Source organism: Xanthomonas sp. BRIP62411, from assembly GCF_003993525.1.
GTDB lineage: Bacteria > Pseudomonadota > Gammaproteobacteria > Xanthomonadales > Xanthomonadaceae > Xanthomonas > Xanthomonas euroxanthea.
In genome coordinates, this window is sequence record NZ_QEZI01000008.1 from 495,862 (window position 1) to 512,471 (window position 16,610).

At 67.7% G+C, this 16,610-nt stretch carries 8 protein-coding genes and 1 other RNA gene; 1 reads left to right on the plus strand and 8 read right to left on the minus strand.

Annotation, left to right across the window (positions count from 1 at the left end; genetic code table 11):
• Positions 1 to 65: 65 nt before the first annotated feature.
• A complete protein-coding gene (locus EO139_RS06455; protein WP_126969793.1) occupies positions 66 to 3,536 on the minus strand; it encodes a LamG-like jellyroll fold domain-containing protein in 3,471 nt (1,156 codons plus the stop codon).
• 219 nt (positions 3,537 to 3,755) lie between these two features.
• Between EO139_RS06455 and EO139_RS06460 the strand changes: the two genes are divergently transcribed.
• Complete coding sequence (locus EO139_RS06460; RefSeq protein WP_126969795.1) at positions 3,756 to 5,720, plus strand: glycoside hydrolase family 97 protein; 1,965 nt, start codon at positions 3,756 to 3,758, stop codon at positions 5,718 to 5,720.
• Between the two features lie 313 nt (positions 5,721 to 6,033).
• Here EO139_RS06460 and EO139_RS06470 read toward each other — a convergent pair whose 3' ends face one another.
• The 7 genes from EO139_RS06470 to EO139_RS06500 form a co-directional block, all read right to left on the minus strand.
• Entirely contained in the window at positions 6,034 to 7,548 is a 1,515-nt protein-coding gene (locus EO139_RS06470; RefSeq protein ID WP_164739751.1) for a carboxylesterase family protein, read from the minus strand.
• On the minus strand, positions 7,545 to 8,456 hold the full coding sequence (locus EO139_RS06475; protein WP_104648901.1) for a TrmH family RNA methyltransferase: 912 nt from the start codon (positions 8,454 to 8,456) through the stop codon (positions 7,545 to 7,547). Before EO139_RS06475 ends, EO139_RS06470 begins: the two co-directional genes overlap by 4 nt.
• Before the next feature lie 322 nt (positions 8,457 to 8,778).
• Entirely contained in the window at positions 8,779 to 9,321 is a 543-nt protein-coding gene (locus EO139_RS06480; RefSeq protein ID WP_126969797.1) for a GNAT family N-acetyltransferase, read from the minus strand.
• 17 nt (positions 9,322 to 9,338) lie between these two features.
• Positions 9,339 to 9,415: non-coding RNA, sX9 sRNA (locus EO139_RS06485), on the minus strand.
• 117 nt (positions 9,416 to 9,532) lie between these two features.
• Complete coding sequence (locus EO139_RS06490; protein WP_126969799.1) at positions 9,533 to 12,208, minus strand: M1 family metallopeptidase; 2,676 nt, start codon at positions 12,206 to 12,208, stop codon at positions 9,533 to 9,535.
• A 153-nt stretch (positions 12,209 to 12,361) separates the two neighbouring features.
• Complete coding sequence (locus tag EO139_RS06495; RefSeq protein ID WP_119131056.1) at positions 12,362 to 15,487, minus strand: efflux RND transporter permease subunit; 3,126 nt, start codon at positions 15,485 to 15,487, stop codon at positions 12,362 to 12,364.
• Complete coding sequence (locus EO139_RS06500) at positions 15,484 to 16,569, minus strand: efflux RND transporter periplasmic adaptor subunit (protein WP_126969801.1); 1,086 nt, start codon at positions 16,567 to 16,569, stop codon at positions 15,484 to 15,486. Before EO139_RS06500 ends, EO139_RS06495 begins: the two co-directional genes overlap by 4 nt.
• Between the last annotated feature and the right edge of the window lie 41 nt (positions 16,570 to 16,610).

The window sequence follows — 16,610 nt, forward strand, 5'->3', positions numbered from 1 at the left end:
TGACGCGCGATCGGCGCATCAGTGCGACCGCCGTGCGGACACGGCGTGGCAACCTGTCGGCGCCGCTACGGAAGCCCGCTGGCGACGCCTGTTGATGGTTCGACATTCCAGCCGCGCACCTGCAGCGTGGCGTTGCGCAGGCTCGCCGCGGACGGGCCGCGAATCTCGACCTCGCGCTGCTCGCCCGGCACCAGGCTGAGGTAGTTGTCGCTGTAGTACGCCGGCAGGATGCGTTGGCCCTGCGCGTCCACCAGGGTCAGCTTGGTGTTGAGCGCCACCTGCTGCGAGGCATTGCGCACGGTGGCGCGCAGCACCGGCTCGGCACCCTCCTGCAGTTGCGTGCTGAGCTGCACCGGCACTGCCGCCAGCGCATCCAGGCCACGCATGGCTGCCGCATCGCGCGCCACCCAGTAGAAATTGCGCGAACGCACGACCGCATCGCGATCGAGCAATTGCAGCCGCACAAAGCCCAGCCCGTTGGTGTCCTTGAGCAACGGCGCCAGTTGCAGCACCGGTGCCGAGACCGCAACGGGCGCGGCGTCCACGGCCTGTTCGCGCTGCTGCAGCAATGCGCCATCGCTGCTGTAGACCTCTGCACGCACGCGCAGGCCACGCACCGGGGCGCTGGCGTTGTTGACCACCACCACGTCGTGGCCGGGCAGGTTCATCTGCACATGCAGCATCTCTGCCGCATTGCGCACACCGTAATAGGCCGCATGGGTGTCGTAGTCGTGGCTGTAGATCTGCCACATGTTGCTGGGCCAGGCCGGATGGCTCATCCACAGCAGGCGCCCGCTGTTCTTGGTCCACAGCTGCGCGTTGAAGCCTTCGAAGATGGCGCGATGGGTGTCGTAGTTGAGCAATTGCGCCTTGCGCTCAAAATCTTCCAGGCTGGTGGGCGCACCAAGCTTGTCGGTGAGCGAACGCATGAAGCTGGCAGTGTCGCCGTTACCGGACTGATGCCAGTCGTGATAGGCCCAGGCATCGCTGATCGGCCACTGGTCCTGCGCCGCCGGGACGGAGGCCTTGAACGACTCCAGGGTGGAGAACGACGGCGTGCCCACTTCCACCGAAAAGCCCTGTGCCAAGGCGTTGAAATACCCCACCGGCTCGCGGTAGTTGTACGGGCCGCTGCCCTGTAGATTGACCTGGTTGGAACTGCCGGTGTACCAGCGCGTGCCATCGAGCTCGGCCACCAGCGCATCCAGCCCTTCGTTGAGGATGGGTGCGGGCACGCCTTCGTTGCGGCCGAACCACAACACGATGGACGGATGGTTGCGGAAGCGCTTGATGACCTCGGCGGCATTGTCCAGGAACAGCGCCGCATCGGCCGGCTCCATGTTGTAATTCTGGGTGGACTGCCAGAAGTCGTTGAGCACCAGCATGCCGTATTCGTCGGCCAGCTCGAAGAAGCTGGCTTCGGTGTTCTGCCCCACCCAGTTGCGCACCACATTGAAATGCGCATCGCGCTGCAGGCGGAAGTACGGCTCCAGCCGCTCGCGCGAGACGCGCTTGCGCCAGTCGTCCATGCCCCAGTTGCCGCCCTTGACGGCAATGCGTACGCCATTGATGCGGATGGCCAGGTAAGGTGCCAGCGCGTCGTCACTCAGCGGCGTGACCGCCGGCGATGCCTGCGCGCCGGGATAGAACGATTGCGCATCGCCTCCGGGCACGGGGCGGATCGCACTGTGGCGGGCATCGACAATGCGTTCACCACGCTGACGTGCCTTGTTGAAATCCACCAGCACGCGGCGCAGCGCGCCGTCCTGGTCGAACAGCGACAGTTCGTAACCGACCTCGCGAATACCAAAGCGCAGCTGCTGCGTATCCGACGGTGTACCGGCCACCTCGACGCTGGCCTGCAAGGTATACAACGCAGGCTCGCCATAGCCGTTGGGCCACCACAGGCGCGGATTGGCAATGACCAGCTGCGGCGTATCGGCGGCGCTGAGCGTGAGCGTGGTACCACCGGCCGGCACGTTGACCTGCCGCTGGATGCGCACATCGCCGATGGCCAGTTGCAGGGTGCCCTGCACCGCCGCGGTACCGTCGTTGCGCAATGGCACGCTGATTTCAAGCTCGGCACGCCGGTGATCCGGGGCCAGCCGCGTCGTCACCACCCGGGTGTCGCCAAGCGCCAGCGGCCCGGTGGCGTGCAACTGCACGTCCTGCCACAGCCCGGCATTGCGATCGCGTACCGCCGGAATCCAGTCCCAGCCTTCGCTGGCGATGAAGGTCGGCCCATCCAGCGCCTGCACACCGCCATTCTCGCCCACGCCTGCGGTCATCGACTGCTCGTGCGCGATGCCAGGATGCGGCGGCGGCGAGACACGCACTGCGATGATGTTGCGGCCAGCCTTGAGCTGCTTGCTGACATCGAAGCGGCCGCGTGCGAACGCACCGCGCGTACGCCCGACCTGCGTACCGTTGACCCAGACCTCGCCCGCATAGTTGATGCCGTTGAACAGCAGTTCCAGCCGCTTGCCCTGCGCTGCAGCAGGCAGATCGAAACGGCTGCGGTACCACCAGTCCTGCCGGCTCAGCGATTCGGGAATGGCCATGTTGTTGAGACCGATATCCGGATCCGGATACACGCCCCGATCGACCAGCGTGGTGAGCACCGTGCCCGGCACGGTGGCCGCGTGCCAGGCCGCGGCACCGCCGCTGTCATCACCGCGCGACAGGCTGGCGCCCGTGGCCTGCCCCAGTTCCGGCGCAGCAGCCAGTTCCCACGCACCGACCCGCCATGCCGCCGCATCCAGCGGCTGCAACGCGGGCGTCGGTTGTACCGGCTTGGCGACCGGGGTAGAGAAGGCTGCCGCACTACGCGGCAGCGTTGCCGGCGGCTGCGGTGCGACCTGGCCAGCCATCTGCTTGACCTGGACCTGCCAGGCCGGCGAGGCGTCTTCGAAACGCTGCAAGGCCTGATCCGGCGCCTTGGCCGCAAGCTGCGCGATGGCCGGCGCATCCAGTGCAGCGGCGTGCGCGAGGAAACCGGCGATCTCGCCACCGAAGTGCTGCGTATAGGCGGCGGGCTGCTCGCGCGGACCAAACATCAGCACGGGCGCGACCGCGCTCTGGCGTACCGCACCGCTGGCGACCTGACGGCCATTGGCGTACAGCGTCAACCGCCCCGCTTTCGCCACCGCAGCCACCTGCGTCCAGGTCCCCGCAGGCAGCGCCTGCTTGCTGCGCAACACCGTATCTGCGCCCTGCACGAAGGCGAGCCTGCCGTTGTCGATTGCGAAGTAACGCCCGGCCGATTTCGCATCGCCCAGACCGGCGATCAATGCCGGGCCTGCATTCGCGCGCGAGGGACGCACCCAGCCGGACACGCTCCAGTCTGCGTCGGCAGCCAGCAACGGCGCATCGGCGGCAAGCTTCTTGGACAACCCCATCCCGCCCGCCAGTACGCGGACATCGTAGGGACCGGTCGATCGCACATCGACGGGCGCAGCCTCCACTGCAGCCCAAGCCATGCAACCACATACCACCCACAGCGCTCCACGGCGGAACGCCTTGCGAACCATCAGCATTAGAGGCCTCTCCCAAGCTCTACTGCCAAGCAACGGTACACATCGCGACAACGCAACTGCCAAAACGACGCGTAGCCGCCTTGTCATTGCCTCTGCCGTGATGCCGCCCGTGGCTGCCGCCCCTGTTTCAGCGGCCATGGTGCGAGGTAACGTTACCCCAGCTGGATATCGACGACAACCGTTCTGCGTTAGGGTTGGCGCTCCCAGGAGGAGGGACTCATGCGAAACCTGATCCAGTCCGCAGTACCGGCGGCGTGCGCGTTGCTGTATTCGATTGCGTTGCCTGCATCCGCGCAGCGCCTGCAGGTGCAATCGCCCGACGCACGTACGCAGGTGGAATTCACGCTACGCGAGGGCGGCGTGCCGAGCTATCGCGTGCTGTATCGCAACAAAGTCGTGCTCGACGACGCGCCGCTCGGGCTGGACCTGGGCCGGGCCAACACCCTCGGCAAGGCGATGACGCTGCAGGGCAGCACGACCGAAACGCATGACAGCCGATTCGAATTGCCCGTAGGCAAGACACGTCAGGCGCGCGATCACTATCGTCAATTGCGCGTGCAGTTGTCAGACCCCAAACAGCGACGCCTGACGGTGGAATTGCGTGCCTACGACGACGGCGTTGCGCTGCGTTATGTGCTGCCCGACGCCGGTGAGGTGCGGATTCGCAACGAGCTTACCGGCTTTGCATTCCCCAGCGATTACGCATGCTGGACCTTGAACCTGGGCCGCTTCGGAACCAGCCACGAGGGCGAATACGATGCGATCGCCGCATCCAGATTGCGCCCGCACAATCTGCTCGAGTTGCCGCTGGTCTGCCAGACCGATGCCGGCGGCACCACGCTGGCGATTGCCGAGGCAAACCTGCGCGACTATGCCGGCCTGTATCTCACCGGCCGCGAGGACGGTAGCCTGGGCGTAGCGGCGAAATTATCGCCACGCCTGGACGACCCCACGCTGGCGGTCAGCGTCGATGCCAAAGGCCAGGATTTCGCCACGCCGTGGCGGGTGATCATGCTGGGTGACAGCCCGGCCAGCCTGATCGAATCCACCCTGATTTCCGCGCTGAACCCGCCGCCTGCCTTCGATGCGAGCTGGGTGCGCGCGGGCAAATCGGCATGGGACTGGTGGTCCGGCGGGCTGGCCGGCGGCGTGGCGCAGCCGGGCATGAATACCGCCACGATCGAGCGCTATATCGATCACGCGCAGCAATTGAAGCTGCAGTACATGCTGATCGACGACGGCTGGTATGTCGGCAGCACCGGCGATGGCCAGTACAACGTCGATACCGATATCCGCCGGCCGGTGGAGCAGCTCGACCTGCCGGGCCTGGTGGCTTACGCACGGCAGCGCGACGTCGGGCTGTGGCTATGGGCGCATTGGCGCGCGCTGGATGCGCACATGGACGAAGCACTCGCCTGGTATCAGCAGCTCGGCATCAAGGGCATCAAGGTCGACTTCATGGACCGCGACGACCAGCAGATGGTGGACTTCTACCATCGCCTGCTAGGCAAGGCTGCCGAGCACAAACTGCTGGTGGACCTGCATGGCGCCTATCACCCAACCGGCCTGACCCGCACCTACCCCAATTACCTCACGCAGGAAGGCGTGCTCGGCGCCGAGTACAACAAGTGGACCACGCGCATCACCGCAACCCACAACCTCACGCTGCCATTCACGCGCATGTTGCTCGGCCCGATGGACTACACCCCGGGCGGCTTTCGCAATGTGCGCCCGGCCGAATTCACGATGCAGCACATCGCGCCGCAGGTGATGACCACCCGCGCGCAGCAACTGGCGATGTATGTGGTCTACGAAAGCCCATTCGCGGTGGTCGCCGACAGCCCGGAGCAGTACGAAAACGTGCCGGCCGCGCAGTTCCTGCGCGATGTGCCGGCAAGCTGGGATGAGACACGCGCACTCGACGGCGCCATCGGCGAGCACATCGCACTGGCGCGGCGCAGCGGCAAGGACTGGTACGTAGGCGCGATGACCAACGAGCAGGCCCGCACGCTGACGGTGCCGTTGACGTTCCTGGGCAAGGGCCGCTGGACCGCCACCATCTACGCCGATGGCCAGGCCCCGACGGACGTACGCATCGACACGCGCCAGCTCACCTCCACCGACAGCCTGCAGCTGCCATTGGCTGCAAACGGCGGGGCTGCCGTGCGACTGCAGAAAAAGTAAGAACAGCCATGCTGATCGCCCCAAGGCAGGCGAATGCCACCCGGTCGCGGCGTCGGTGACGCATGGTTACTCCATCGCCACCCATCCCGTGCAGCGGCTGTCGTCGGTGAGCGTGGCGCAGCCGTGCTGCTATACGTTGGCGATGGCCGGTTACGGGTATCCGTATGCATTGACTCCGGCGTCACCCGCACCGGCCTGTCGGCGGAAATGCGCAAAGGCGGTTTCTACTTCTGCGGGCCGGGCAGCGCACGTTGAGCTGAGTTGAGTTGGCTTGAGCCGATCGCGCGCACCGTTTTTCGGTGCGCGCGATCGATTACGGCAGGTCCACGCCTGCGCACACGTCCGGGCGCGCGTCCTTGAGCGGGTGCACGCCACTGGCGTCGAACTGCAACGCCGCATGCCCGGGTGCGAACGCAGGCCAGGCCGGCAAGCCCTTGGCATTCGGATTGCCACGCTGCACGAACGCGGCCCAATAGCGTTGCAGGCTCACCGGCGGCTGGCCGATCGGCAGGTCCTTGAACAGGAACGGCAGCTCGGCGCTGTGCGTGACCTGCCCGCCCGGTGCGGCGGTATCGAACACGTAATGCCACACCGGCACGCCGAGTGCGGCCTGATGCTGGGCGACGGTCACCGCCGGGCAACGGAAGGTCAGGTCGGTGGACAGCTGCATCGCCGCATCGCCCTGACGCGCCGCACGCTGCGCCGCATGCGTGCGCTGCGCCTGCAGCACCGCATCGGCCTGCGCGGGATAGTCGCGCCGCAGCCGCGCCTGCGCGCCCTGTTTGCCACCGTATTCCAGCTCCTGCGCCACGTAGCCGATCAACAGCGGCACCCTGGCCTGTGCACCGTCGGCCAGCAACGCGGCCGGCGCACGTGGCAGCACGCGTCCGTCGACCACGGCCTGCAGCCAGATGTAGCCATCGTCATCCAGTGCTGGCACGTCGACGCCCTGCCCGGCCTTGATCAGCTGCTCCACCGGCAACGCGCGCAACTGCGCCAGGCGTGTCGCAGCATCCTCGATGCCTGCGCGCCTGGCGATCTCCACACCCAGCGCGCGATTGTCCTCCAGCGAACGTGCCGGCAATCCGAAACCAGCGGTGCCGCTCTGCTCGATCGCCGCCGAGAACAGGCCACGTGCCAGCGGGCTGAGCATCAGCAAGCCCACGTCCTGGCCGCCGGCCGACTGCCCGGCGATGGTGACCCGCGCAGGATCGCCACCGAATTGCGCGATGTTGTCGCGCACCCACTGCAGTGCGGCGATCTGATCGAGCAGGGCGTAGTTGCCCGCGGCTTGGTTGTCGCCATCGCGCAGTTCCGGCAGCGACAGGAAGCCGAGCGCGCCAAGCCGGTACTGCAGCGTCACCACCAGCACGCCCTGTGCGACCAGGTTGGTCGGCAGGTGGCCGTCGGCGCCGCCGGCCACATTGGCGCCGCCATGAATCCACACGAACACCGGCAGCGGCTTGGCCGGCTGCAGCGTTGGCGTCTGCACCTCGACGTAGAGACAGTCTTCGCTGCCGCGCCTGGCCATCGCATTGTTCCAGCCCAGCGCCGGTTGCACGCATGGGGTGGCGGCCTGGGTGGCATCGCGCACCTCCGACCAGGCCGCCGCCGGTTGCGGCGGCTGCCAGCGCAATGCGCCCAATGGCGGGGCGGCAAACGGAATTGCGCGAAACACCGCACTGCCGTCGTCCTGCCATTGCCCGCGCACCACACCGTGATCGGTACGCACCTGTGGCGGCGTGGCAGGCGTGGACGCGGCGGCGGCGTGAGCGCCGGCGCTCGCTGCGCAGGCGGTGGCAAGCAGCCAGGCAGACAGGCGCATCACGGCGTTCCGCCCATCGCACGGGCACGCCAGGCGGCCTGGAACACCGCGGTGGCCGAGGCCACGTTGAGGCTTTCGACCTTGCCGCTGCCGCGGATCGACAACTGCAGGTCGCAATCGCGCGCGAACTGGCGGTCCATGCCCTCGCTCTCCGCGCCCATCACATACACCAGCCGCTGCGGCAGCGCAGCGGCGAACACGTCCTGGCCGCCTTCCACCAGCGTGGCGGCCACCGCAAAACCGGCCTGACGCAGCTGTGCCATCGCCGTTGCCGTCTCGGGCAGCTGCACCAGCGGCACCGCCTCGGCGCCACCTTCGGCCACGCGCGCGGCTGCACCGGACAGCCCCAGCGTGGCGCCGGCAGGCAGCAGCAGGCCGGCCACCCCGAAGTGCGCGGACGAGCGCAAAATCGCGCCGAAGTTGTGCGGGTTGCCCACGCCATCCAGCCACAGTGCCAGCACCGGCCCGGCCGGCAATGCAGCCAGCCAGTCCTGCAACGGCTGCGGGGCGACGCGCAGCACATCGGCCACCACGCCTTCGTGGTGCGTGCTGGCAGCGAGCTTGCTGAGATCGGCCTCCTCGACCACGCGGTAGCCGATGCGCTGGGACACGCACCAGGCCAGCAAGGCCTTGAACTGCGGAATGCGCGCCTGGCTCAGATACAGCTTGCGCACCGCCTCCGGGCGCGCCTTGAACACCGCCTGCACGGCGTTGATGCCGTACAGCCGCAGCTCGCGCGCATTGCCGCCGGACGACGCAGTGACGGCAGGCGTGTCGGCCGCTGCTGCCTGCTGTGCCGGCGGGCGGCCTGCAGGTGCGCGCGGCGCGGCGCGGCCCCAGGGATTGTGGGCGGCGCCGGAGCTGCCGCCATCGCGCGGCGGTCGTGCGCCCCGTCCATCATGCTGTGTCATCGTCGTATCCAAGGTTCGTGTTGCTTGCCGGGTCTGCAGGCACCGTATCGCCCTTCCACCACCCAGCGGTGTTGGTCATCTGCACGCCGATGCAGCCGGCGGTGCAAACGCATGGCGACGATGGTAAGCCACTGGCATAGCCAGCCGTACACGCGGCAGCGGAAGCATGGCGTTCAAGGCCCCGCAAGGCGCGAGGCAGGGTGACCTCGACGCCGTGCAGAACACGCCCGGGATCGGCACCACTGTCGGTGATGGATCTGCGCGCATCAGCAGCGCGCAGACCCGCTCGGCCGATGCGTTCGCCGTGGCACGCAGACGCGGCTCACACCAGCGAGGCCGGCCGCCCCACCCGCGCGAACACGCGCAAATCGTGCAATCCATCCGGCTTCATGATCGCGCAGCGGCTGACGCCTTCTTCGACGAAGCCGTTGCGCAGCAGCACCCTGGCCGATGCCGGATTGGTGTCGAGCACGGTGGCCTGGACGCGATGGAGCGGCAGGGCCTGCATCGCCCAGGCCACATAAGTGGCCACGATGCGCGTCATCCAGCCACGGCCCCAGTACGCGCTGCCGATCCAGTAGCCCAGCTCGGCCGAAAAGCGCCGCTCACCCTGCCCTGGACGCACCGCGATCGTGCCGCAGGCCTGGCCGTCGATCTCGATGGCCAGCACCGGGTGTTGCAGATCGACCACGCGTCCGGCCAGGAGAGCCTCGCCGTCGGCGCGCGTATACGGATGCGGAAACCGATCACTCAATCCGCGCGGCACCAACGGGTCGTTGGCGTGCAGCAACAAGGCGCCCAGGTCGTCCTGGCGCCAGCGGCGCAGCACGAAGCCCTCTCCGTGCAGCATCAATGATTCGTCCATCGCTTCGTCCCTGGAGTGGCTGACAAAACGTAACGGGCAGTCGCCAGGTGGATACGGAAGGCGCGCCCGGAACCGGAGTGTACGCGTGGCACATGCCGATTCCAGGCACCGGCTGCGCGCCTGACGGTGAGCGCAGTCGTTTCGTTTGCCGCTCCGGATCGCGCAGCATCGACACCGTCGATACTGCGCACCCCGGCCGCAAGCCGGCGACTCAGCGCCTGGCGGTCTGCGCCTGCTTGAGCGCGGCGCACAGGCGGATGGTCTCGCCGGTCTGGGCCATGCCACGGTCGGCACCGCTGAGCGTGGCCAGGCGCGGTTTGAAGAACGCATCCAGGCGGTCGGCTTCTTCCACGCTGCAGCCACCGGACGCGCCCAGCGCCGGCAACCCGCCGCCATCGAACGAGCCGCTGCGCTGCACGATGCGGTCGAAGTTGGCGGTGAACCACGGCCACATCGACGCGTGCGAGGTCTCGTAACTGTGGCCGCGTGTCAGCAGGCTCTTCATCTCGCCCACCTTGATCGCATCGGTCAGCGCGAAATCACGCACCTGGGTGAGTAGCGCCGGGTCCTGCACCGCGCCCAGGGCGGCGATCATGGCGTTGCGCTGCGCCGGGTCGGCGTGCGTGCGCAGCGCAGCGATCAAGGCCTGCACCGCCGGTGCGCCGCGCTCCTGCGCGGTCACTGCCAGCGCAGTGCCGAGCAGATCCGGATTGGCCTTGGAGAAGTCCAGTGCGCCGTTGCCGCCAGCCAGTACCGCATCGCCCTGCGCGAGCAGTGCCTTGCGCACCTCCGCGTTCTGCAGGCGCAGCGCGAACAGGCCGGCCAACGCCGAACGCAAGCTGGTGTCGTCGATCGATTCGCCGCTACGCCGCGTGTAACCCAGCTGGCGCAGACGCGGCAGATAGGCCTGTTCGGCCACCTTGCGCAATGCGCCGCGCTGGGCCTCGCTGGTGGCCTGGTAGCGCCAGATCCACACGAAGCGGTTCAGCAGCGCGGTGGACACATCGGCCGACGCGGACGGCGCCAATTGTTTGAGCGCTGCCAGCACCGCGTCGCTGTCGGCATCGCCATGGCGGTAGGCCGCATCGATCGCATCGGCATAGGCCAGCTGTTCGTTGTCGTCGAGCTGGCCGACCTGCTTGCCCAGTGCGGCCAGCTGCTTCTTCGGCAAGCTGAAGCGGTAATAGCCTGCGCCACGCGCATTCGGGAACACCCAGGTGTTCTTGCCGGCGCCGTCCAGCACGATGCTGCCGCTGGCGCCGTCGAGCATCTGGCAGGCGGTACCGACCTGGTCCTTGCCCTTGCCGTACTTGACGCACACCGGCACGCCCCATTGCTGCGCGGCCGCGCCGGTGGAGCCCAGCGGCAGGTAGCGCTGCTGCTGCAGCCTGACCACGGTCTTGCCGCCTTCGCTGGCGAGCTGGGTCTGCAGATACGGCACGCCCGGCTGATTGAGGAAGCTGCGGAATGCGGCCTTGAACTCTTCGCCCTTGCCGGCGGCCTCGGCGATCGCATCGACCAGATCGTCGGCGGTGGCGTTGCCGAATTTATGCTTGGCGATGTAGGCGCGCATGCCTTCGCGGAACACATCTTCGCCGACGAAGGCTTCGAACATCGCCAGCACCGCCGCACCCTTCTGGTAGGTGATGCCGTCGAAGGCGGTTTCGATATCGCCGTTGCCGGTGATCGGCTGGCGGATCTTGCGCGCGCTGACCAGGCTGTCGTTGTCCATCGCATGCTGGGCACCGGCGATGCGGTCCAGATTGGCGCGGTATTCCGGGTGCAGCTGCATGGTGATCTTCTGCTGCATCCAGGTGGCAAACGCCTCGTTCAACCACAGGTCGTCCCACCATTCCATGGTGACGGCGTCGCCGGTCCACTGGTGGGCCAGCTCATGGGCATTGGTGTTGAAGGAGCGCTGCACGTTCTCTGCCGGCGAGTCCTTGTCCAGCAGCAGCAGCCAGTCGCGGAAGGTGACAAACCCGGGGTTTTCCATCGCACCGGCGCTGAAGTCCGGGGCGGCGACCAGATCGAGCTTGTCGAACGGATACCCGAAGGCGTAATAGTCCTCCAGCGCGGCGATGATCGCCGGGGTCTGGTCCAGCGCCGGGGTGATGCGCGGCCCCTGGCCCTTGGCGGCAATGCCGCGCAACGGGGTCGGATTGGGGCGCTGCGGGGTGGCCGGCATGGGCGGCACGTCCACCACGTCCCACGGGCCGGCGGCGTAGGCGACCAGGTAGGTCGGCAGCGGCACGGTCGGGGCGAAGCTCACCGTCTTCCAGCCCTTGCCGGCCGGCTTGGTCGAGGTGGCGATGGTGTTGGCCAGCGCCTGGTCGTCGGTGGGCACGGTCAGGCTGAGGTCGAACGGGGTCTTGAACGCCGGCTCGTCGAAACCGGGGAACGCATAGCGCGCGCTGATCGGCTCCATCTGCGTCATCGCATAGGCCTGGCCCTGGTACTTCACCTGGTACAGGCCCTGCAGCTGCTGGTTGAGCGGCGCGCTGTAGACGATGTCCACGGTAAGCGTCTGCGGCTGCAGCGTGCGGCCGAAATCCAGGCGCACCACGCCGGTCTGCGCATCGGCTTGCACGTAGCGTGCGGTCAGTGCCTTGCCCTTGGCCGGCTGGACCGTGGCCTTGCTGACCTTCAACTCCTTGCCGTGCAGCCAGAGATGGTCGGAGGCCTCCTTGAGCTGCACGCGGATGCTGCTGCGGCCGCTGAACTCGGCCTGGTCCGGGTCGATCTTGAACGCCAGGCCGTAGTGCTCGGGCACCGCCCAGGTCGGCAGGCGGCCATTGGGGACCGGCTCGCCGGAGGACTGCGCCAGCGCGGTGCCGCAGCACAGCGCAAGGAGAGAGGGAGCAAGCAGGCAGGCAAGACGACGCATTGGCGATTCCGGTCAGGATAACCGCAGGAGTCGACCATAGCCGGGCATGACTGTCATGTGACCTTAGTCATTGGGCAACGACGCGGCGGCTGCGCAGACACCTACACGGCAGGCACGGGCATGGCACTGCAGCCCGTCAGCAGCCTGCCGTGCTCAGGCGTGCCCGCCTACCGACGGCGTCTGCGCCTCCAGGGTTTCCAGCTCGCGCGCCACCGCCTCGGGCGACTTGGTGAATGGCGCGATCAGGCTGTAGAACGCCGGCACCACGTACAGCGACAGCAACGTGGACAGCGACACGCCGAAGATCACCACCACGCCGATCGTGGCGCGGCTGGCCGAGCCGGGCCCGCCGGCCACCACCAGCGGAATCGCGCCGACCACGGTGGCGATCGAGGTCATCAGGATCGGACGCAGGCGCACCGATGCCGATTCCACGATCGCCGCGTGCACGCTGCGGCCTTCGTCGCGCAACTGATTGGCGAATTCCACGATCAGGATGCCGTTCTTGGCCGCCAGGCCCACCAGCATCACGATGCCGATCTGGCTGAACAGGTTGAGCGTGCCGCCGGTGAGCCACAGGCCAACCAGCGCGCCGAGCACCGCCAGCGGCACGGTGAGCATGATCACCAGCGGATGGGCGAAGCTCTCGAACTGCGCGGCCAGCACCAGGTACACCACCAGCAGGGCCATGCCGAAGGTCAGCAATACCGCGCTGCCGGATTGCTGGTACTCGCGCGATTCGCCCTTCCAGTCCACCTGCGCGTACTCGGGCAGTTCCTCGCGCGCGGCCTGCTGCGCCCAGGCAATCGCCTCGCCGAGCGGGTAGCCCGGCGCCAGGCCGGCACTGATGGTGATCGCACGCAGGCGGTTGAAGCGGTTCAGGGTGCCGGCCTCGGCCACTTCGCTGAGCGTGACCAGGTTGGACAGCGGAATCAGCTCGCCACGCGTGGAGCGCACGCGGATGGCGGTGAGGTCTTCCGGCGCCATGCGGCCCTCGCGTCCAGCCTGCAGCATCACGTCGTACTCCTCGCCGTTGTCCACGAACGTGGTGACGCGGCGCGAGCCCATCATCGCTTCCAGCGCGCCACCGATCGCGGTCACCGGCACGCCCAGGTCGGCCGCACGCAGGCGGTCGATGTTCACGCGCATCTGCGGGCGGGTTTCCTTGTAGTCCGAGTCCGGGCCGACCAGGCCGGGATTGGCTTCCATGCGCTGCAGGATGCGGTCGCGCCACTGCGCGATCTCCGCATAATCGGGCCCGCCCAGCACCAGCTGGAACGGCTGCCCGCGGCTGCGCACCAGGCCGCCACTCACCTGCGTGCGTGCACGCACGCCGCTGAGCACATTGAGTTTCTGCTGCAGCTCGTCGGCCACTTCGGTGGTCGGGCGCGTGCGTTGCTCCCAGTCCTGCAGGAACACGCTGACCCGGCCGGTATGCATCTCCTCGCTGCTGCCAAAGCCGCCGGGCACGCGCGGGTTGGCGCGCACGATGGGCTTGTCCGGCCCCACGTAGGGGCCGAGAATCGCCTCGACCTGATGCATCTGCCCCACGGTGTAATCGAAGCCGGCACCCTCGGGCCCGTCGATCATGATCTGGAAGTTGCCGCGATCCTCGGCCGGTGCCAGCTCGGAAGGAATGCGGCCCATCAACCACGCGCTGGCCCCCAGCGCCAACAGCATCAGCAGCGCGAAGATCCAGGTGCGATGCACATGCCGCTCCAGCGAGCGCCCGTACGCGCCGGACACCGCCTGCATGCGGCCATCGAACCAGCGATGGAAGCGATTGGGTTTGGCCTGCCCATGCGAGCGCAACAGCTTGGACGACATCATCGGCGTCAGCGTCAGCGCCACGAAGGCCGAGATCGCCACCGCCGCGGCCAATGCCACCGCCAGCTCGCGGAACAGGCGCCCGGTATTGCCTTCCAGAAAGCCCACCGGCAGGAACACCGCCACCAGCACCGCGGTGGTGGCAATCACCGCGAAGGCAACCTGCCCGGTACCGCGCCTGGCAGCCACCAGCGGCGGCTCGCCCAGGTCGATGCGGCGCTGGATGTTTTCCACCACCACGATCGCATCGTCCACCACCAGGCCGATACACAGCACCAGCGCGAGCAAGGTCAGCAGGTTGATCGAAAAATCGAACGCGTACAGCGCGATGAACGCGGCGATCAGACACACCGGCACCGTCACCGCCGGAATCAGCGCCGCGCGTGCGCTGCCCAGGAACACCCAGATCACCACCAGCACCAGCACCACCGCTTCGATCAGCGTGTGGTACACGCGCTCCACCGCCGCGTCGATAAACGTCGTGGTGTCGAAGGCGACGAAGATGTTGGTGCCCTGCGGCAGCGACTTCTGTACCTCGTCGGCCTGCGCGCGCGCCTCGCGCGCAACGTCCAGCGCGTTGGCGGTGGAATTGCGCACGATGCCCAGGCCCACATTGGGCACGCCATTGCTCTGGAAGTAGGCGCGGCGCTCGGCCGAGGTCAGCTCGACCCTGGCCACGTCGCCCAGGCGCACCACATAGCCGCCCTCGCCCTTGCTGAGCGGCAGCTTGGCAAAGTCCTCGGGCTTGAGATAGCTGCGCTCCACGCGCAAGGTGAAATCGCGCTGCGCCGATTCGATGCTGCCGGCCGGCAGCTCCACGTTCTCGTTCTGCAGCGCCGCTTCCACATCGGCCACGGTGAGTTCGCGCGCGGCCAGTTGATCGCGGTCCAGCCAGATGCGCATCGCATAGCGCTGGCGCCCGCCGATACGCACCTGCGCCACGCCGTCCAGGCTGGAGAAACGGTCCACCACGTAGCGCTCGGCGTAGTCGGACAGCTGCAGCGTGTCCATCGTGCTGGAGCTCATGTTGAGCCACAGGATGGGGTCGGCGTCGGCCTCGACCTTGGAAATCTCCGGCGGGCGCGCCTGGTCGGGCATGCGATCGGAGACGCGGCTGACCGCATCGCGCACGTCGTTGGCGGCCGCTTCCACATCGCGCGACTGCACGAATTCGATACTGATGTCGGACGAGCCATTGCGGCTGCGCGCCTCGATGGTCTCGATGCCTTCGATGCCGGCCAGCGCGTCTTCCAGCACCTGGGTGATGCGGCTCTCTACCACCGCCGCCGACGCGCCGGTGTATTCCACATCCACCGACACGATCGGCGGGTCGATCGCCGGCAACTCGCGCAAGGTGAGCCGGGTGAACGACATCACCCCCAGCACGATCAGCAGCAGGCTCATCACCACCGCCATCACCGGGCGGGTAATGGACAGGTCGGAGAGTTTCATCGGGCTGCCTGCGGGCGCGCGGCTGCCGGTGTCGATGCAGGCACGGGCGCGGCCTGGTCGACCGCCTTCAGCCCCGGACGCAGCTTGCCGGTGCCGTCCACCACGATGCGCTCACCGGCCTTGACCCCGTCGAGAATTTCCACCTTGCCGTCGCGGCGCTCGCCCAGGCGCACGTCGGCGCGCTCCACGCTGCTGTCGGGCTTGACCCGGAACACGTAGGACTCGCGCCCCACCTGCACCACCGCGATCTCCGGGATCACCACCGCCTGCCGCGCCGGCTGGAACAGCCGCACATCCAGCAACATGCCCGGGCGCAGCCGGCGATCGCCGTTGGGGAAATCCGCCCGCACCGTCACCGAACGGGTGGTCTCGTCGATACGCGAATCGATCGCCGCCACCACGCCTTCGAACTGCTCGCCCGGGTACGCCGCCGCGGTGCCGTTGACGGTATTGCCGAGCTGCACCAGCCCGAACTGCGATTCCGGTACCTGGAAGTCCACGTACATGCGCGCCACATCGTCCAGCGTGGCGATCACCGTGCTGGAGGTGATCAACGAGCCCGGGCTGATCTGGCGGATGCCGAGCACGCCGGAGAACGGCGCACGCACCTCACGGTCGGTGATCTCCGCGCGCATCTGCTGCACGCGCGCCTGCGCGGCATCGCGCAGTGCGCGTTGCGTATCGACGGTGGACTTGGCCACCAGCTGCTGGCCAACCAGGCTCAACTGGCGCCGGTAAAGCTGGTCGGTTTCCTCGAAGGTGGCCTGGGCCGCGGTCAGCGCCGCCTGCTGCGAGTTGCCGCGCAGCCGCAGCAGCAGCTGCCCGGCCTTGACCTCGTCGCCACTGTCGAAGTTGACCTGCTCCACCACATCGCTCACTGCGGCGGTCAGCGCCACCGATTCGCGCGCACGCACGGTAGCGATCGACTGCACGGTCGAGTTCCAGGGCTGGGTGGTCACCGCCTGCACAGAGACCGGGATGGGTTTGGCGGCGGCCGGCGCGGCGGCCTGACGGCTGCAACCGGCCAGCGTGACGGCCAACAAGAGCGCTGCGCCGAAACGCGCGCTGGGTCGAACAAGCATCAGAACATCCTGGCGGGGTACGTCGAAAGTTTAACGACCTA